The following is a 17,121-nucleotide window of genomic DNA, read 5'->3' on the forward strand; positions in this document are numbered from 1 at the left end:
CATGAAGGTCGGATGAACAGAAAGTCCCGGCAACGAGCCGAGCGGACTGGCTTCGCTCACAGCGGGCAGACGATGAGCGGGAGGCACCACGAAAAGGGGTGGACATGGAGATATCAGGCATCATCAGTGCCCTTGTCATCGGCATCATCATCGGTGTCCTGGGACGCCTGGTCGTCCCCGGACGCCAGCACATCGGCATTCTGTGGACCATCGTGGTCGGCATCGTGGCCGCACTGCTGGGCTCGGCCATCGCCGCCGGGTTCGGGGTCGCGCAGACCAAGGGGCCGGACTGGATCGAGTGGTTCATCCAGATCGCCCTGGCCGCACTCGGTGTCGCCGCGCTGGACCGGGCCCGCGTGCGTCGCTGACGTGCGGCGGTCAGCTGCCGTACACGTACGGCGTCGTGGTGCTCAGCGCCTGGAAGCCGAGGCGCTCGAGGATCGGGCGGCTCATGGATGAGGCGTCGACCTGGAGGTAACGGTAGCCGTGGGCGGCGGCGACGCGGGCGCGGTGGGTGACCAGGGCACGGTAGATGCCCCGGCCCCGGAAGGCCTCGACGGTGCCGCCGCCCCACAGCCCGGCGAACGGGGTGCCGGGCACCAGCTCCATCCGGGCGGCGCTGACGGGCTCGTCCCCGGCGAGGGCGACCACGGCGACGACCGTGCCGGGGTCGGCGGCCAGACGGGCGAGCAGCCGGTGCCGCAGCCGGGTGGCGTCGTCGCCGAACGCCTTCTCGTGGACGCCCACGACGAGGTCGACGCCGGCCGGGTCGGTGACCGGCAGGAGACGGATGCCCGCGGGCGGTTCGGCGTCCAGGGCGAGCCGGTCGGTCTCGCCGATCAGCAGCGTCTCCGCGGGCTCGGCCCGGAACCCGGCGGCGGTGAGCCGGGCACCGAGATCCTCCGGCCGGTCGTGGCTGTAGAGCTTCCACTCGAAGTCGCGGCCGAGGCCGGTGAAATGGACGATCTGGTCCCTGATCACCTGCTCCGCACTCGTCCGGTCCAGGTCGGACCAGAGCACGCCGTTCCAGCCGTACGCGTCCGCGACCTGACGCACGACCGCACCGGACCGCTCGATCCGTGCACCGGGGCCGTCGGGAACCGCGTTCTCGCGCATGTCACGGTCGTAGCGGGCGAGCACTGCCAAGTGATCCATGGGCCCAGCTCACCAGGAACGTCCCGGCCCGGGCAACGGGATTACCGCATGTACCCCTGGAGCGGTTGCCCGGCCCGGCGCCCACGGGGCGGAGCCGCAGCGCGAACACAGCCCCGGGCCTGTGTGTCAGCCCAGTTCGAGCGTGGTGACGCCGAACACGCGGTCCTGGGCGTAAGGGCGCACCGGCCCGGTGTACATGCGGGCGGTCTCGAACGACGCCCGGAGGCCGGCTTGTTCGGCGAGCGCGACGCCGGCCGTGTTGGGCTCGGGCACGTCGATGGCGATCTCGCGTCCGGCGGCGTCGGCCGTGAGGGCGGCGAACAGGACACGGGCGTCGTCGGCGGTGTCCGCGAAGAGGGGTCCGATGCGCAGGGTGTCCCGGCCGGGGCGGAGCACGCCGTACCCGGTGAGGCGTGCGCCGTCGTGGCGGACGAAGACCCGGTGGCCGGGGCCGGTGAGCCACTCGGCGAGGAAGCGCGGACGGTCCGCCGGGTAGCAGGCGCTGTCGTAGGCGGTGATCGCGGCGAGGTCGGCGAGGCCGGCCGGACGCACTCCGGCCGGCGTCTCGCTCTGCGGGGCGGTGCCGGTGAACCGGATGGTGCGGTAGGCGAGTTCGAACCCGGACTGGCGGTAGTTGTCCTGCTGGGCGACGACGCCGTCCAGGCCGACGGTACGGTCGCCGGCGTGGGCGAGGGCGGTCTTCCAGGTGGTGAGGCCGTGGCCGTGGCCACGCAGATCCGGGCGGACGAGGTAGCAGCCCAGGAAGGCGTAGTCCGCGCCGTAGTTGACGACGGAGATGGCCGAGACCGGCTCCCCGTCGATCCGGCCGAGGAAGAACCCCTCGGGGTCCTGTGCGAAGAACGCGGGTCCGTCGGACAGTCCGGGATTCCAGCCCTCCGCCGCCGCCCACCCGGCGATCACCGGCCAGTCGGTGAGGGTGGCCTGCGTGACGACGAGGTCGTGGGGGGTCGCAGAGGTCATCGATGCGCTCCATTTTCCGTCGGGACCGGACTGCCGTACCGCATCCTTGCGGATCAACGGGGGCCGCGCCACGGCAGGATCAGCCGTTGGACGCGCCCGGCTCGACTTCGAGAGCACTCGCATCGTGGGCGGCGACCTCGCCACAGCCGGACGGGCTCGGTGGCGTCCCTCTGGAGGACTGCGACATCGCCGAACTCACCCCGGGGGCCACTGCCTTACCGTGCCGCCCGCCGCCTCGCGATCGGCGCGGGCCTGGCTGTCACCTGCCGCGGCATGCGCCGGACTGACCGAACAAGGTGATCGGCAACAGCCCGGCCGGCTGCAGCAGTTGCCCCGGGTCCGTCTTCGGGGCCCCACCGGGCCTGCGTCCGGTGGGGCCCTTTCAGGGGCGGCGGGTCAACTGGTGCGACCGGAGCGGAAGCGGCGGTAGAGGGCCGTACCCGCGAGCAGGAGCGTGGCGCTGCCGGCGATGGCCGGGGCCGTCACGTCCATTCCGGTGTGGGCCAGCGCCGCCGACTGCGCGACGGGATGTGCGCGCGGGCTGGGCCGGTGCTTCGTGGGGGCCGGTGGCCTGGGGGCCGGGGTGCGCGGACGGCGGGGGGTGCCGGGCGCCTCGCCGTTGACGGACTGGTTGCCCTGGGCCGGGTTGCCCACTCCGACCACGTTGACGCTGTTGCCGCTGACGTTGACCGGAAGGTCGACGGGGAGCTGGACGTCGTTGCCGGACAGCACGCCGGGCGAGTCCTGCGCGCCGCCGTGGGCGGACGCCCCGCGGGACGTGGAGGACCCGCCCTTGCCGGCGCCGCGGTTCGCGCAGGCGTTGCCGGCCGCCGGATTGAGCAGCCCCAGCACGTTCACGGTGTTGCCGCACACATTGACCGGCACATGCACCGGGAGCTGGATGCCGTTGCCGGAGATCAGCCCGGGTGAGCCGGCCGCGGAGCCGTCGGCGCCCGCGCCGTCGGCCGCGAAGGCGGCGGACACCGGCATCGCAAGGGCCATCGCCCCGGAGGCGGCGGCGACGGCGATCACACCGTTTCGGGTAGCCCGTCTCATGGTTCCTGCCTTCCAGACGTCGTCGCGGGCACTCACCCGCACCACATAGAACGCAGGCGAACCATCCGAGTTATGGCTTATCGGTCTTTCACCCCGTCGAGCGACACTGTTATCGAACTGCATGTAAAGCCGCTCAATGATCGCCAACGGGCATGGAGGGCGCGAAGGGTACGGCACCGGGCGCCGTCCCGCTCGCCCGGAGGCGGGTCCCCCGGGGCCCGCTTATGGTGAGTCCAGGGCGCCGTCCCCCGGTCCGCGACAGGCGTCCCGGGAGGCGATCGATGCTGGCCAAGCTGTCCAGACGGCCCGCCGTGCGGCGCTGCGCGGGCGCCGGAGCCCTCGCCCTGGCCCTGCTCGGAGCCGGGCTCCCCCGCGCCGGCGCCGACCGGCCGCAGCCGCAACCCGACCTGTCCCGCTTCTACCGGCAGAAGGTGACGTGGGCGGCCTGCAAGGGTCCGGACATGCCGGAAGACCTCCAGTGCGCGAAGGTCACCGTCCCGCTCGACTACGCCCGGCCCCGCGCAGGCACCCTCGACCTGGCCCTGGCCCGCTATCGGGCGACCGGCACACCGCGGGGCTCGGTGCTGCTGAACTTCGGCGGCCCGGGCGGCGCGGGCATACCCGAACTCGCCTCCGGCAGCAAGGAGTTCATGGACCTGACCAACGGCTACGACGTGGTCACCTTCGACCCGCGCGGCGTCGGCCGGTCCTCCCCCGTCAGCTGCGGCGAGGGCGGCGACGACGCCGCGGTCGCGACGGGCGCCCACGCCGACCTCGCCCATCCGCGGGCACTGCTCACGAAGTTGCGGAAGGCCGCCGACGACTGCGCCCGGCATTCCGGCCCGGTGCTGCAGCACATCGGCACCGTGAACGCGTCCCGCGACCTGGACGTCATCCGGCAGGCCCTCGGCGACAAGAAGCTCAACTACCTCGGTTTCTCCTACGGAACGCGGCTCGGCGCGGTGTACGCGGCGCAGTTCCCGGACAAGGTCGGCCGGCTCGTCCTGGACGGCGTGGACACCCTGACCGAGCCGTTGTCCGAGCAGGGGGTGGCCGGTGCCCAGGGCGAGCAGACCGCGCTGGACGATTTCCTGGACTGGTGTACGACGGACGTCGCCTGTCCGTTCGGCCGGGACCGGCGTGCGGCAGGGGACCAGGTCACCGGGCTGGTGCACTCGCTCGACGAGAACCCGCTCCCGATGGACTTCGGCGGCACGTTCTCAGGACAGGACCTGGTGGGGGCCATCGGCCAGGCCCTGTACAGCAGGGACCTGTGGCCCGCCCTGGAGCGCGCCCTGGCCTCGCTGACGGAGGACGGTGACACGCGGGGCGTGCTGAACTTCGCCGACGGCGGCGCCGCTCCGCCCCGCCAGGGGCAGCCGAAGAACGGCGGCCTCGTCGATCCGCAGAACGTCCCGTCGGACAACCTGGCCTCCGCGCTGATGGCGGTCAACTGCGCCGACGACCCCGACCGGCCCGACGCGGACCGGATCACCAAGGACCTCCGGAGCCTGCGGTCGGCGTACGAGAAGGCATCGCCGGTCTTCGGCCGGTACCGGCTCACCCAGCTGCTCATGTGCTACGGCTGGCCCAAGGGCACCGACTTCATCCGCGACCGGGTGAAGGACGTCCACTCGGCGAAGATGCTGCTCGTGGGCACGCGCGGCGACCCGGCGACGCCCTACCGGTGGACCGTGGAGACGGCGGCACGGCTCGGCCCGTCGGCCGTGGTGCTCGACAACAAGGGCGACGGCCACACCGCGTACGGCTCCTCCAAGTGCGTCCACCGGAAGGTCGACGACTTCCTCCTCTACGGCACCCTGCCCCCGAGCGGCAGCTCCTGCCCGGCGGACGGAGACGACTGGAGCAGCTCCGCGAACACCGCCGGCTGATGACAGCGGCGACGCAACCGGGTATCAGGTGCGAATCCGGCACAACCTTGCGCGCATCACGGCCGTCTCCCTGGGCAGGCGCACTTCGGCCGCCGCATCCCGTACGTGACCACCACAGGGGAGCCCATCATGCGCATCCGCGCCGCCATCGCCGTACCCGCCGCCTCCGCCGCCACGGCGGTGCTGCTGCTGACCGCGCCGCAGAGCCAGGCCGCCACCGACCACGCCCGGCCCGTCCGCTGTGCCGAGAAGGCGCTGACGATCCGGGCGAAGGCCGTGGCCGGTGACCCGACCGTGGTGCGCATGAGCGTCACCAACCGCGGCACCCGCGCGTGCGTCGTCGACCGTGTGCCCACGGTGACCTTCGGGGACCTGGACGGTGCGGCCCTGCCGACACCGCAGGGCGGCACCGGCGACCACCGGCTCGCGGCGGGCCGTACCGCCTACGCCGACGTACGGACCATCGGTGACCCTGCGGACCCCGAGGCCCGCCGGGTGGAGACCGTGACCGTGGCCGCCTCGGCCGCGCACTGGGGCCGCTCCTTCACCGCCGCGCGGCTCGGCACCGGCAAGCAGGTTCTGGTGTGGGAGCCGGTGACGACGTGGTGGCAGCCCACGGCGGCGGCCGCGGACCGGGCCATCGGCCTCAGCTGAGCGTCACCTCGGGAGTGTAGAGCTCCAGCCACTGTGCGAGGTCCAGGGTGCGTTCCAGGCCTCGCCGGGCCGCCTGGGTGCTGACCGGCTCCTCGCGTTCGGCGGCCCGGCGCAGCCGGTCGCGGTCGACGAGGTCGAACACCCGGTGGGAGGGCCGGGACAGCAGCTCCTTGGCCTGTTCCTGGAGGGCTCGGGCGTACCGCGGGTCCTGCGTGGACGGGTACGGGCTCTTGACCCGCTCGTACACCGAGCGCGGCAGGACGTCCGCGGCCGCTTCCCGGAGCAGGCTCTTCTCCCGGCCGTCGAAGGATTTCAGTGCCCAGGGGGCGTTGTAGACGTACTCGACCAGCCGGTGGTCGCAGAACGGCACCCGGACCTCCAGGCCGACGGCCATGCTCATCCGGTCCTTGCGGTCGAGCAGCGCGCGGACGAAGCGGGTGAGGTGCAGATGGCTCATCCGCCGCATCCGGTACTCGAAGTCGCTCTCGCCGTCGAGCCGTTCGACGGCGGCGGCGGCGGTGTGGTAGCCCTCGGCGACATACCCCTCCAGGTCCAGACACTTGCCGAGGTCGGCGCGCAGCACCTCGGCGTCGTCGCCCATGAGCCGGCCCATGCTGGTCAGCCAGGGGAAGGTGTCGGCGTGGCGCGCCTCCTCGTCGAAGAACTGCAGGTAGCCGCCGAAGACCTCGTCGGCGGACTCACCGGACAGGGCCACCGTGGACTTCTCACGGATGGCGCGGAACAGCAGCAGCAGCGAGGCGTCCATGTCACCGAAGCCGGTCGGCAGATCGCGGGCGCGGATCACCTGCTCGCGCACGGCAGGGTCAGCGAGGGACTGCGCGTCGAGGACGATGTCCTGGTGGTCGGTGCCCGCCAGTTCGGCGACGTCGTGCACGAAGGGCGTGTCGGGGGTACCGCGCAGTTCGTCGGCGACGAAGTTGTCGGTCTGGCCGACGAAGTCGACGGCGAAGCTGCGCACCTTCTCGCCCTGCTCGCCGAGTTGCCGGGCGGCGATCGCGGTCATCGCGGAGGAGTCGAGGCCGCCGGAGAGCAGGGTGCAGCGCGGGACGTCGGCGACCAGCTGGCGGCGCACGATGTCGTCGAGCAGCGAGCGCACGGTGGCGATGGTGGTGTCGCGGTCGTCGGTGTGCGGACGGGTCTCAAGACGCCAGTAGACGCGGGTGGCGAGGCCGGAGCGGCCGACGGTGACGACCGTTCCGGGTTCCACCTCGCGCATGCCGTCCCAGATCGCGTGTCCGGGCGTCTTGATGAGGACGAACAGTTCCCGCAGCCCGTTCAGCGCGACCCTCCGGCGGGCGAGCGGGTTGGCGAGGATCGCCTTGGGCTCGGAGCCGAACAGGACGCCGTCGGGGGTGGGGTGGTAGTAGAACGGCTTGATGCCCATGCGGTCGCGGATCATCACGAGCTTGTCGTGACGGCCGTCCCAGATGGCGAACACGTACATCCCGTTGAGCCGTTCGGCGACCGCGTCTCCCCATTCGACATAGCCGCGCAGCACGACCTCGGTGTCGGAGTCGGTGGTGAACCGGTGGCCTCGGCCCTCCAGTTCCCGGCGCAGCTCGGTGAAGTTGTACGCCTCTCCGGAGTACACCAGGGCCACGGTCCCCTCGGCGGTGTCGAGGGACATCGGCTGCCGGCCGCCGGGGAGGTCGATGATCGCGAGCCGGCGGTGTCCGAGGGCGGCCGGGCCCTGGACCCAGGTGCCGCGGTCGTCCGGGCCGCGGCAGGCCATCGTCTCGGTCATCGCATGCAAGGTGGGGGCCTCGGCGGTGAGGTCACGGTCGAAGGAGACCCACCCGGTGATGCCGCACATGCGTTACCTCCTGCCTCCGGCTCGCGGCCGGTTCCCGCGCCCACCTCGGCTTCCCCAGGTGAACCAGGCACTGGCCGGGCAAACCGGTTGTATCTAGCACCTATATGGCCACCCTCCGTCAGTTGCCCGAGGCAGTCAACGCGGCGGCAACACGGACGGCCTCCCCCGCCCCCGTGGTTTCGGCCGCGTTTTGCTCGCGCGACACCCCGCGCACCCCATGCCACCGGGCCGGTCCCGCCAGGAACCGGCCACGGGCAAAAACTTCCCCAAACGCCGCAAGAGATCAGGCTTTTTCGGTCACGAATCGATCGGACACAAATCGATCGAGCACGGCGGTCAGCTCGGCCGGCTTCTCCAGCGGCAGTTCATGGCCCGCGTCGAGGATCCGCACGACCGCGTCCGGGTAGGCCTTGGCCATCCGGAGCATCTGCCGCACCGGCAGCTGCACGTCGTGGTATCCGTGCACCATCAGGGTGGGCGTACGGATCTCACCGGCCCGGTCCAGGACGTCGAAGGCACGCATCGCGCCGTACAGCGTCATCACGACCTCGCGGGGGGTCGCGGCGGAGGCACGGATGTGCGCGCGGATCTCCTCACGCGGATAGCCGGGCGCGAAGGCACGCTGGATGTTGGCAGCGACGAACAGCTTGTACGGCACGAGGGTGGAGGCGGCCATGAGCAGCCCCCGGCCACGGCTGTACGTCATCCGGCCGATGGAACACACCAGTGCCATCCGCTCCACCCGCTCGGGATGGGCCAGGGCGATGGTCTGCGCGATCATCCCGCCCATCGAGTGGCCGACCAGCACGAACCGTTCGACCTTCAGGTGATCGAGCAGGGCGAGGACGTCCTGGGCCAGCTCGGCGATGGTGCGCACCCCGGCCCCGGTGCTCTCGCCGTGCCCGCGCAGGTCCAGCCGGATCACCCGTCGCCCCGGCGAGAAGTGCGCGATCTGGTGGTCCCAGCGGTGCCGGTCGGCGGTCCAGCCGTGGACGAACACGAGGGGCACCTCCGGTGCGTCACGGGGACCCTCGTCGTCGTACGTCAGGGCCGCTCCGTCGAGTTCGAGCTGCGGCATGTCAGGCCTCCGGGGTGCGGCGCGATCGGGTTACTGGCCGGTACCGTAACGGTCCGAGGGGCGTGGCGTCACCGTGGTGCGGCAAGGAGATCCGCGGGCACCTCGGGTGTGGATTACCCCGAATGCCGGACATGTGAATCCGACCTATCGTGCTGTCATGGAGCACGCACTGAGTCCCGCGACCCTCGCCGAACTCCGGCGCCCGCGTCCGTACCCGGCGGTGTCGGTGCTGACCCCGACGCATCGCCGCGAACCCGAGAACGGCCAGGATCCCGTCCGGCTGCGCAATGTGGTCAGCGAGGCCCGCAGGCGCCTGGAGTCGGACCCCGCGGTCACCCGCGAGCGGCGCAACGAGGTCGTGGCGCAGCTCGACCGGGCGCTGGCGGAAGTGGATCTGGCACACGCCGAGGACGGTCTGGTGATCTTCGCCGCCCCCGGCGAGCACCAGGTGTGGTCCCTGGCCCGCACCGTCCCCGAGCGGGTGGTGCTCTCGGACACCTTCCTCACCCGCAACCTGGTGGCCGCACAGGCCGCCGGACGCCCCTTCTGGGTGCTGTCTCTCTCCGCGGACCGCGTCACCCTGTGGAGCGGCGGCGACGACCGCGTGGTGCAGGTCCGTTCGGGCGGCTTCCCGCTGGAGCGCAGACAGGAGAACTTCGATCCGGAGCGCCAGATGCGCACGGGCGGCCTGCCGAGCGTCTTCAGCGACGAGGGCACCCGGCAGTTCCTGCGTGAGGCGGACACCGCCATGAACACGGTCCTGCGCGACCAGCCCCGGCCCGTGTACGTCACCGGCGATCAGGCGGCGCTGTCCCTGCTGGACGAGGTGGGCAGTGTCGCCAAGGCCGCCGTCCACGTCCCGCACGGCGGCCTCGCGCACGCCGGTCCGGAGGCGGTGTGGCAGGCGCTGCGGCCGGTACTGGAGGCCGAGGCCCGCAAGGACACCACGGACGTGGTCCGGGAGCTCATCTCGGCACGCGGTCACCGGACCTTCGCGGCCGGTCTGGACGAGCTGTGGCAGAGCGCCCGCGAGGGCCGGGTCCGGCTGCTCGCCGTGGAGGAGAACTTCCGGCCGACCGTCCGCGACCTCGGCGAGCATCTGGTACCGGCCGAGCCCGGCGATCTGGACGCCCGCGACGACATCGTGGACGAGATCGTCGAGCAGTGTCTGGAGACCGGCGCCGACGTCCGCTTCGTGCCCGACGGCACGCTGGCTGACGCGAACGGTATCGCAGGAGTCCTGCGGTACTGAGGCCTCCTGCGGCAACGGGTGCCCCGGCGGGGCACCCCGAGGAAGCGCTCTCTCGTCGGCGTACGCTACCGCCGTGATCGCCGGCGAGAGGGAGCGCACACATGGGTGACCTGCTGGGAGTGGCGGTACTGGGCGCCGGCCACATGGGGGCCGACCATATACGACGTCTCGACCAGGTGGTCAGCGGCGCCAGGGTCGCGGCGGTGGCCGACCCCGATGTCGACCGGGCGAAGGACGTGGTGGCCGGCCTCGTCGGGGTCACCGTGCACACGGACCCCCTCGCCGCGCTCGACGCGCCCGGTGTCGCCGCCGTGCTGATCGCCTCTCCCGGGCCCGCGCACGAGGAGGCCCTGCTCGCCGCCTTCGCCCGTGGCCTGCCGGTGCTGTGCGAGAAGCCCATGGTGCCGGACTCCACCGGAGCCCTGCGGGTCGTGGAGGCCGAGGCACGGCTGGGCCGACGGCTGGCGCAGATCGGGTTCATGCGCCGCTACGACACCGAGTACCGCCGCCTGAAGGCGCTGCTGGACGACGGCGGCCTCGGCCGGCCCCTGATGCTGCACTGCATCCACCGCAACGTCTCCTCCCCCGGTCACTTCACCAGCGCCATGCTGATCAACAGCTCCGTCTCGCACGAGATCGACGCGGCGCGCTGGCTGCTCGGGCAGGAACTGACGGCGGTGACCGTGCTGCGCCCCACGCCGTCCGCCGGCGCCCCCGAGGGCCTGCTCGACCCGCAGTTCGTGCTGTTCGAGACCGAGGGGGGCGCGCTGGTCGACGTCGAGGTCTTCGTGAACTGCGGCTTCGGCTACCAGGTGCGCTGCGAGGCGGTGTGCGAGAAGGGCAGCGCACGCATCGGTGACGAGCACACCATGGTGGTCACCACCGCGGGCGGCGCCCGCGAGGAGGTGGCGCAGGACTACCTCGTCCGGTTCGCCGACGCCTACGACCGTGAGGTGCAGGCCTGGGTCGACGCCACCCGGCGTGGCGAGGTCACCGGTCCGAGTGCCTGGGACGGGTACGCGGCGTCGGTCGTCGCCGAGGCGGGGGTCCGGGCGCTGGAGAGCGGCGGCCGGGTTGCCGTCGGCCTCGCCCCGCGCCCGGACCTGTACGCCGGGGTCAGCCGCTGACGCTCGCGGCACCCGTCTCCAGATGCCCGGTGAACCGGCGCGACCAGGTCGCGTCGGAGTCGACGGTCACCGTGAAGTCGTACCAGCCGTCCTGATGGGCGACGGCGTTGAAGAAGTCCTCCGTGGAGGCGCCCGCGGCGACGGTGTAGGTCCAGGGGCCGTCGCTGCGGTAGTGGTGCGAGGTGATCGTGAACTTCACCGACGACGTACCGGAGTTGGTCATCCTGAAGTAGACGGCGAGCTTGCCCGTGCCCGGCTCGACCGCGTACCGGGTGCTCACCTCCGCCGCCTTGCCGGCCTTGGTGGCGTCGCCCTGGAAGCGGCGCAGGAAGCGGTTGGGGCCGACCATGGTCAGGTCGTACTTGCCGCCGCCGTAGCCCGTGCCGATGCTGAAGGAGTCGGAGGCGGTGCCGCCGGCGTCGACCGTGTACTGCCAGGGCGTGGTGTCCCGGTAGGCGTTCGGGTGGATGGAGAAGTGGGCGGCGCGGGTGGCCGGGCCGCCCTGGTTGGTCATGGTGAACCAGGCGAGGATCTTGCCGGCGGCGCCGAACTCCAGGTGATCCAGGTAGCCGTTCGGCTGGTAGGGCAGCGCGCGGGCCGGACGGGTGCCGGGCTCCTGGGCGGGCAGGGCGTTGTCCGTCGGCACCGGGTTGGGCAGCGGACCGCAGGTGCCGATGCCGATGACGCCGGTCGCGGGCAGGGAGACCGGGCCGTGGACCGGGGCTGCGAAGTCGAAGACGCCGGTGAGGTCGCCGCTGACTCTGCGCCGCCAGTCGCTGATGTTGGGGCACTTGGCGGGCTTGCCCAGGGCGGTCGTCCAGGTCTCCAGGAAGCGCAGGACCGAGGTGTGCTCGAAGACCTCGGAGGAGACCCAGCCGCCGCGCGTCCAGGGCGAGATCACGATCATCGGGACGCGGAAGCCGAAGCCGTACGGCACGCCGTTGAGGAACTCCCCGGGTGTTCCGGCGGGGGGCACCGGCGGGGGCACATGGTCGAAGCAGCCGTCGTTCTCGTCGTAGTTGAGGAACAGGACCGTCGAGTCGAAGACGTCCTGGTCGGCGGCGAGGGCCTGGTAGACGAGGCTGACGAAGTGGGCGCCGTCGCCGGGCGGGGCGTAGGGGTGCTCGGAGAAGGCCTGGTTGGGCACGATCCACGAGACCTGCGGGAGGGTGCCCGCGACGACGTCGGCCCTGATGGCCGCGGCGATGTCGTCGGGGGTCGAGCCGGTCGTCTTCGGTACCGAGGACATGCCGCGGTCGTACAGCGGGTCGCCCGCCTTGGCGTTCGTGAAGTTCGTGAAGTAGGCGCAGCCGTTGTCGCCGTAGTTGTCGGCCGCGTTCTGGTAGACCTTCCAGCTCACGCCGGCGGCCTGCAGCGCCTCGGCGTAGTTCTGCCAGGTCAGGCCGGACTCGTCGCCGCCGTCGTAGGAGGAGGGGTCGACCTTGCCGCTCCACAGGTAGGTGCGGTTGGGGCCGGTCGCGCTGAGCGCGGAGCAGAAGTAGGCGTCGCAGACGGTGTAGTTGTCGGCGAGCGCGTAGTGGAAGGGGATGTCGGAGCGGTCCAGGTAACCGAGCGAGCGGACGCTGCCGACGCCCGCGACCCAGTGGTCCATGCGGCCCTTGTTCCAGGCCGAGTGCTGCGAGGACCACGAGTGGGGCAGGTCGCCGTTGCACTGGGCCAGGGTTTCCCCGTCCTTGCCGCCGGCCGGCGGTGTCGCACTGAGCTTCCAGGGGTACTGGCGGCTCGTGCCGTTCGGCTGGTTGAAGACCGGGTGGCCGCCGCCCAGGGTGATGCCGCTGCGGTCGTCGAAGCCGCGCACGCCTTTCAGACGGCCGAAGTAGTGGTCGAAGCTGCGGTTCTCCTGCATGAGGATCACCACGTGCCGCACATCCTTGATCGTGCCGGTCGCCGTGGTCGCGGCGGCCGCGGTCATGGCGGTATCTCCCGGAGCGAGCGCATTCGGGCTCCGGGGGAGTGTGCCGGCGCCCAGCGCCGCACCCGCCGCCACGGAGGCACCGAGCCCCACGAAGCCTCTTCGGCTGATCGGTGTCATTGGCCCCGTCCTCGTCAGCGGAGTGCCCCTGCGGCACACCGCGCGCCAGGGTGCCCGCGGTGGCGCTCGGGGTCCATACCGGTGCGATGAGGCGGAGATGAACAGAAGCGGAAATGGCCCGAGTTCCCTCACACCCCGCCGAACAGGGCGCTCAGCCCCCGCTCCACCACCCCGGCCATGTCCTCCTGCCCGGCCGCCACCACCGCGTAGGTGCGCAGCAGGAAGCGGCGCAGCGCCGAGGCGGGGAACTGCAGCAGAGCCAGGCCGTGGGGCGAGTGGAACTCCACGACGGTCCGGGTGCGGCCGTACGGCCATATCTGTACGTCCCCGTGGCCGGCCGGGGCCCGCAGGCCCTGGTCGAGCAGGGAGCGTGCGAAGACCCAGGTGACCTCCTCGCCCTCCAGGGCGGCTTCGGCGGGAAAGTCCACGCGGACGGCCAGGGGGTCGTCCGTGGTGTAGCGCAGCGTGGCCGGTACGGGGATCTCCAGGTCCTCGGCGGTGATGAGCCGGGCCTGGGCGGGCTGTTCGACTGTGATGGCGTCCATGCCCTTATGGAGTCCTCGGGGGCGGCTCGCATGCCGCCAAATCCGGTCAGAGTTCGGCATGTACAAGACGATCGGAGGACACGCGAACACAGGAGCGACGAACAGACGGCTGAGCGCGGTCGAAAAACGTCCGCAATGAGGCAACTCCCGTAGTTGTCCTACGGCTTGAGCGGTCGGGCGCGTACGTCATTCGTGCGCCGGGATCACTCCGGGAAGACTCTGGCATATGCCGGAAGCACCACCGTATCGTGTGTTGCCAAATCCCTTACGGGGCGTCGTGGGCTGTGCCAGAGTCGTAACGGTCCCCCCGTCCTCCCCGGCCGTATCGTCCCCCATCGGAGTGCGTCATGCCGTCCCCAGTCTCCGCGGACCACCCAGCCGCCCAGCCACCCGGACGCGGCTCGGTCGAGGCGTTGATCACGCAGACGCGGCGGCTCAAGGGCGACGTGGACGCCGTACGGCGGGACACCGGGAGCGACGGTGCGGACCCGGAGGAACGCTGGCAGCGCGCCCTGTACGACCTGGCACTGCACCAACTGGACGACCTCGGCGTCCACTTGGCCCAGCTGCGGGACGGCCCCGAGGCCCCGCACTCCGACCCGGCCGAACCCGTCGAGACGCCCGCAGGCCCGGGCGGCTCGCTGCTCAGCCGGGTCGGCAGCGCGGAGTGGAACCTGCTCACGGACGAGGCGACCTGGTCCGGGGAGCTGTACCAGATCCTCGGCCTCGCCCCGACCGCCTCGGCCCTCACCCTGGACGAACTGCCCTCGCTGGTCCTGGAGGAGGACCGGCCGAAGCTCACCGCGATGGTCACGGACTGCCTGGTCGACGGCACGCCGATCGACGGCGAGTTCCGGATCGTCCGGCCCGACGCGTCCGTGCGGACCGTGCACATGATGGGCGAGCCCGTGCTCGGCGCCGACGGCAGCACGACCTCCATGTGGGCCGTGCTGCGGGACGTCAGCGAACTGCGCCGCTGCCGGCGGACGGTGCACGAGACCCATGACTCGCTGCAGCGCCACCGCAGGCAGGAGCGGACCGAGCACCGGATCGCGGCCGAGCTGCAGGAGGCCGTGCTACCGCCATGGCGCGGCTCCCTGCGGCTCCCGCACCAGGGGCCATGCACCCTCGACCTCGCCGCCCGCCGTCTGACCGCGTCGACGACCACGCCGCTCGGCGGCGACTGGTACGACGCGCTGGAGCTGTCCGACGGCGAGACGCTGCTCAGCGTCGGCGATCTCACCGGACACGGGGTGGCCGTCGCCACCGGTATGGCGACGCTGCTCGGCGCCGTACGCGGCATGGCCCTGGCCGGCACACAACCCGGTGAACTGCTCGGCATGCTCAACCAGTTACTGGACGCCACCGTGCAACCCGCCCTGGGCAGCGCCGTCTGCTGCCGCTACCGGCCCGCCAGCCGCACCCTGGTCTGGGCACAGGCAGGACACCCCGCCCCGCTGCTGTACCGCGACGGGACGGGGTGCGTGCTGAACGCACCGGACGGCGTCCTGCTCGGCGCCACCTCGGGCGCCGTCTACGGGGAGGCCGAGGCGACCCTGGAACCCGGTGACCTGCTCCTGCTGCACACCGACGGGGTGGTGCCCGGGCACAGCTCGGCCGACGCCGTGGACCGCCTGCTCGGCCTCGCCCCGCGGTTCGCCGCGGCGCGCAGCGCGCAGGACTGCGTACGGACCGTGGTCGAGGAGTTCGGTGGAACGGGACGCGAGGACGACGCCTGTGTGCTCGTCGCCAAGGTCACCGCATGAGCTGAACAGTGAGTCGGGTGAGGTGGTGAGGAGACCGGCGCACAGGCCCTTGGGCCTGTGCGCTCACGCCTGTGCGGTGCTGCCGCCCTTGCCCCTGGGCTTGGGCAGAGCGAGCCGGATCTCCTCCCGCAGTTCGTGGATCTTCGGATAGCCGGCGTACTCCGCGGTCAGCCGGTACATCTGGCGCAGCCGGTCCCAGGTGCGCCGGGAGGAGTTCGAGCCCATCGACATCAGGGCCAGCCGTGCGTAGCGATCGGCCTGTTCGGGATCGTCGGCGATGAAACAGGCCGAGGCCATGGACAGATGGTCGAAGATCTTCGACCGCTCCCGGCCGTCGACGCGCAGCGCCAGGGCCTTCTCCGCGTAGTGCTGGGCGTGCACGGCCGCGCCCGGGTCGAACTCCGCCAGCGTGCGGTAGGCGAGAGCCTGCATGCCGTACAGGTCCTCGTCCTTGAAGGTCTGCATCCAGTCCGGTGTCTGCGCGTCCTGCCGGTCCGAGACGAAGAGGTCCTCCGCCTGGCCGAGGGTGCGGCGCATCGCCTGGCCCTTGCCCATCGACGCCTGCGCCCAGGCCTCGATGGTGTGGAACATCGCCTTCGTACGCGGCTGCAGACGGTCGCCGGCGCCGGACTGGGCGAGCTTCATCAGGTCCAGTGCGTCGTCGGGCCGGCCGAGGTGCACCATCTGCCGGGCCGCCCGGGACAGGGCCTCACCGGCGCGCGGCCGGTCCCCGCCCTCGCGGGCGGCATGGGCGGCGATGACGAAGTACTTCTGCGCCGTGGGCTCCAGGCCGACGTCGTGCGACATCCAGCCCGCGAGGACGGCCAGGTTGGCGGCGACGCCCCACAGACGCCGCTGGAGATGGGGTGGGTGGTGGTAGGCGAGCATGCCGCCCACCTCATTGAGCTGGCCCACGACCGCCTTGCGCTGAAGCCCGCCGCCACGGGCCGCGTCCCAGGCTCGGAACACCTCGACCGAGCGCTCCAGTTCCTCGACCTCCTGCGACCCGATGGGGGCGGCCTCATAGCGGTCGAACCCAGCGGGGTCGGCGTGCAGGGGATCGTCGAGAACGGGGGCGTCGGCCTTCAGGGCCGGGTCGGTGTGCAGCCAGTCGTACATGGCGCTGCTGAGTGTGGATCCCGCGGCGAGCGCGGCACCCGCGCCCACCAAGCCGCGTCGGTTGAGCATGAGGTCCATTCCCGTGAATTCGGTGAGGACCGCGGCGGTCCGTTCGGGCGCCCACGGCACGCCGTCGGGATGTTCCTCGATCCCGTCGCCCTGCCGTTTCCCCGTACGCCCGTGCCGCACCAGACCGAGGTCCTCAATGGTCACGACACGGCCGAGACGCTCGGTGAACAGAGCCGCCAGCACCCGCGGTACGGGATCGCGCGGGATCTCTCCCATGTCGATCCACCGACGGACCCGGGAGGTGTCGGTCGACAGCTGGGGGTGGCCCATGGCCGCCGCCTGCTTGTTGACCAGCCTCGCGAGTTCGCCCTTGGACCAGCCGGCCAGGCCGAACAGGTCCGCAAGGCGGGTGTTGGGTTGTCCGCTCACGTCAAGCCCCCAGGTTCTCGGCTGAGTTGACAGTAGCCCCGTGGAGGTTGCCGGGCGACTATTCGCCAGGGTTCGCCAGGGTCCGCCAGATGGTGTGCCACTGGGCATCGGGTGTCGAGTAGGAACGCGCCACCCCGACCCGGTCGCAGCTCGGCCTCGTCGGGCTGTCGG

14 protein-coding genes are annotated in these 17,121 nt (G+C 71.6%); 6 read left to right on the top strand and 8 right to left on the bottom strand.

The features are described 5' to 3' along the window. Nucleotides 1–104: 104 nt before the first annotated feature. A complete protein-coding gene (locus tag ACIGXP_RS00430) occupies nt 105–368 on the top strand; it encodes a GlsB/YeaQ/YmgE family stress response membrane protein (RefSeq protein WP_399762562.1) in 264 nt (87 codons plus the stop codon). A 10-nt stretch (nt 369–378) separates the two neighbouring features. On the opposite strand, the gene ACIGXP_RS00435 is transcribed toward ACIGXP_RS00430, so the two are convergent. The 3 genes from ACIGXP_RS00435 to ACIGXP_RS00445 all read right to left on the bottom strand — a co-directional run bounded on the left by ACIGXP_RS00435 (nt 379) and on the right by ACIGXP_RS00445 (nt 3,192). Then, complete coding sequence (locus tag ACIGXP_RS00435; protein ID WP_399762564.1) at nt 379–1,155, bottom strand: GNAT family N-acetyltransferase; 777 nt, start codon at nt 1,153–1,155, stop codon at nt 379–381. 126 nt (nt 1,156–1,281) lie between these two features. Then, nucleotides 1,282–2,136, bottom strand: coding sequence for a GNAT family N-acetyltransferase (locus ACIGXP_RS00440; RefSeq protein WP_399762566.1), 855 nt, complete (start codon nt 2,134–2,136; stop codon nt 1,282–1,284). Nucleotides 2,137–2,532: 396 nt separating this feature from the next. Then, nucleotides 2,533–3,192, bottom strand: coding sequence for a chaplin (locus ACIGXP_RS00445; protein ID WP_363219277.1), 660 nt, complete (start codon nt 3,190–3,192; stop codon nt 2,533–2,535). A 281-nt stretch (nt 3,193–3,473) separates the two neighbouring features. Here ACIGXP_RS00445 and ACIGXP_RS00450 point away from each other — a divergent pair, with 281 nt between their 5' ends. After that, on the top strand, nt 3,474–5,084 hold the full coding sequence (locus tag ACIGXP_RS00450; protein ID WP_399762569.1) for an alpha/beta hydrolase: 1,611 nt from the start codon (nt 3,474–3,476) through the stop codon (nt 5,082–5,084). Between the two features lie 129 nt (nt 5,085–5,213). Continuing rightward, complete coding sequence (locus tag ACIGXP_RS00455) at nt 5,214–5,738, top strand: DUF4232 domain-containing protein (RefSeq protein WP_399762571.1); 525 nt, start codon at nt 5,214–5,216, stop codon at nt 5,736–5,738. Here the strand turns inward: ACIGXP_RS00455 and asnB are convergent. Both asnB and ACIGXP_RS00465 read right to left on the bottom strand, forming a co-directional pair. Continuing rightward, the gene (gene asnB, locus ACIGXP_RS00460; RefSeq protein ID WP_399762572.1) at nt 5,731–7,572 is read right to left on the bottom strand and encodes an asparagine synthase (glutamine-hydrolyzing); all 1,842 of its coding nucleotides are present in this window, start codon (nt 7,570–7,572) and stop codon (nt 5,731–5,733) included. The genes ACIGXP_RS00455 and asnB overlap by 8 nt on opposite strands. Before the next feature lie 283 nt (nt 7,573–7,855). After that, nucleotides 7,856–8,650, bottom strand: coding sequence for an alpha/beta fold hydrolase (locus ACIGXP_RS00465; RefSeq protein ID WP_399762574.1), 795 nt, complete (start codon nt 8,648–8,650; stop codon nt 7,856–7,858). A 157-nt stretch (nt 8,651–8,807) separates the two neighbouring features. Between ACIGXP_RS00465 and ACIGXP_RS00470 the strand changes: the two genes are divergently transcribed. Both ACIGXP_RS00470 and ACIGXP_RS00475 read left to right on the top strand, forming a co-directional pair. Then, nucleotides 8,808–9,902, top strand: coding sequence for a chemotaxis protein (locus ACIGXP_RS00470; protein ID WP_363219272.1), 1,095 nt, complete (start codon nt 8,808–8,810; stop codon nt 9,900–9,902). A gap of 101 nt (nt 9,903–10,003) precedes the next feature. After that, the gene (locus tag ACIGXP_RS00475; protein WP_399762577.1) at nt 10,004–11,029 is read left to right on the top strand and encodes a Gfo/Idh/MocA family protein; all 1,026 of its coding nucleotides are present in this window, start codon (nt 10,004–10,006) and stop codon (nt 11,027–11,029) included. Here the strand turns inward: ACIGXP_RS00475 and ACIGXP_RS00480 are convergent. Both ACIGXP_RS00480 and ACIGXP_RS00485 read right to left on the bottom strand, forming a co-directional pair. Then, complete coding sequence (locus tag ACIGXP_RS00480; protein WP_399762579.1) at nt 11,019–13,082, bottom strand: phosphocholine-specific phospholipase C; 2,064 nt, start codon at nt 13,080–13,082, stop codon at nt 11,019–11,021. The genes ACIGXP_RS00475 and ACIGXP_RS00480 overlap by 11 nt on opposite strands. Nucleotides 13,083–13,210: 128 nt before the next feature. Continuing rightward, a complete protein-coding gene (locus tag ACIGXP_RS00485) occupies nt 13,211–13,627 on the bottom strand; it encodes an SsgA family sporulation/cell division regulator (RefSeq protein WP_363219268.1) in 417 nt (138 codons plus the stop codon). A gap of 347 nt (nt 13,628–13,974) precedes the next feature. On the opposite strand from ACIGXP_RS00485, the gene ACIGXP_RS00490 reads away from it, so the two are divergent. Continuing rightward, nucleotides 13,975–15,393, top strand: coding sequence for a PP2C family protein-serine/threonine phosphatase (locus ACIGXP_RS00490; protein WP_399762581.1), 1,419 nt, complete (start codon nt 13,975–13,977; stop codon nt 15,391–15,393). A 63-nt stretch (nt 15,394–15,456) separates the two neighbouring features. On the opposite strand, the gene ACIGXP_RS00495 is transcribed toward ACIGXP_RS00490, so the two are convergent. Continuing rightward, nucleotides 15,457–16,950 (bottom strand): hypothetical protein, encoded by a 1,494-nt coding sequence (locus ACIGXP_RS00495; RefSeq protein WP_399762584.1) that lies wholly within the window; start codon nt 16,948–16,950, stop codon nt 15,457–15,459. Nucleotides 16,951–17,121: the final 171 nt, after the last annotated feature.

It is taken from the genome of Streptomyces sp. NPDC053069 (genome assembly GCF_044546895.1).
Classification (GTDB): domain Bacteria; phylum Actinomycetota; class Actinomycetes; order Streptomycetales; family Streptomycetaceae; genus Streptomyces.

Excerpts from the sequence above, each read along its gene's own strand:
- ACIGXP_RS00430 (WP_399762562.1), top strand. The coding sequence starts at position 105 with ATGGAGATATCAGGCATCATCAGTGCCCTTGTCATCGGCATCATCATC.
- ACIGXP_RS00435 (WP_399762564.1), bottom strand. The coding sequence starts at position 1,155 with ATGGATCACTTGGCAGTGCTCGCCCGCTACGACCGTGACATGCGCGAG.
- ACIGXP_RS00440 (WP_399762566.1), bottom strand. The coding sequence starts at position 2,136 with ATGACCTCTGCGACCCCCCACGACCTCGTCGTCACGCAGGCCACCCTC.
- ACIGXP_RS00445 (WP_363219277.1), bottom strand. The coding sequence starts at position 3,192 with ATGAGACGGGCTACCCGAAACGGTGTGATCGCCGTCGCCGCCGCCTCC.
- ACIGXP_RS00450 (WP_399762569.1), top strand. The coding sequence starts at position 3,474 with ATGCTGGCCAAGCTGTCCAGACGGCCCGCCGTGCGGCGCTGCGCGGGC.
- ACIGXP_RS00455 (WP_399762571.1), top strand. The coding sequence starts at position 5,214 with ATGCGCATCCGCGCCGCCATCGCCGTACCCGCCGCCTCCGCCGCCACG.
- asnB (WP_399762572.1), bottom strand. The coding sequence starts at position 7,572 with ATGTGCGGCATCACCGGGTGGGTCTCCTTCGACCGTGACCTCACCGCC.
- ACIGXP_RS00465 (WP_399762574.1), bottom strand. The coding sequence starts at position 8,650 with ATGCCGCAGCTCGAACTCGACGGAGCGGCCCTGACGTACGACGACGAG.
- ACIGXP_RS00470 (WP_363219272.1), top strand. The coding sequence starts at position 8,808 with ATGGAGCACGCACTGAGTCCCGCGACCCTCGCCGAACTCCGGCGCCCG.
- ACIGXP_RS00475 (WP_399762577.1), top strand. The coding sequence starts at position 10,004 with ATGGGTGACCTGCTGGGAGTGGCGGTACTGGGCGCCGGCCACATGGGG.
- ACIGXP_RS00480 (WP_399762579.1), bottom strand. The coding sequence starts at position 13,082 with ATGACACCGATCAGCCGAAGAGGCTTCGTGGGGCTCGGTGCCTCCGTG.
- ACIGXP_RS00485 (WP_363219268.1), bottom strand. The coding sequence starts at position 13,627 with ATGGACGCCATCACAGTCGAACAGCCCGCCCAGGCCCGGCTCATCACC.
- ACIGXP_RS00490 (WP_399762581.1), top strand. The coding sequence starts at position 13,975 with ATGCCGTCCCCAGTCTCCGCGGACCACCCAGCCGCCCAGCCACCCGGA.